Origin of the sequence: Vibrio sp. 10N.261.45.E2 (genome assembly GCF_002875705.1) — a bacterium.
Classification (GTDB): Bacteria; Pseudomonadota; Gammaproteobacteria; order Enterobacterales; family Vibrionaceae; genus Vibrio.
Map to the genome: position 1 here is coordinate 1 of NZ_MCZZ01000079.1, position 289 is coordinate 289.

Genomic DNA, 289 nt, shown 5'->3' on the forward strand with positions numbered 1-289 from the left:
ACTCCGGGAGGCGCCTCCATCATTTAGAAAAACCAGTCCTAGTGGCTAATGCCGATCGTTTAAGAAGACTTGAACGATCTTGCAGTTAGCAGATAATCCCCATCAACAACGTTGATGGGGATTTTTTTATGCTTGAACAAGAATTAGTAATGGCACACGAGACCATTGAAGATGCCGATAATTATGAATCTGTCGTCGACGCTATTCAGATTGAGTGGATAGAGCAAGCTCTTCTTGAAACCAATAAAGCGAGCATAAGACGCCGTCGGCTTCCCGCTCAGCAAGCTGT

General features: G+C 45.0%; 1 pseudogene. It reads left to right on the top strand.

Features of this window, described 5'->3' with window-relative positions:
* Positions 1 to 128 precede the first annotated feature (128 nt).
* Positions 129 to 289, top strand: a pseudogene (locus tag BCT34_RS04120) (transposase domain-containing protein); the annotation flags it as partial.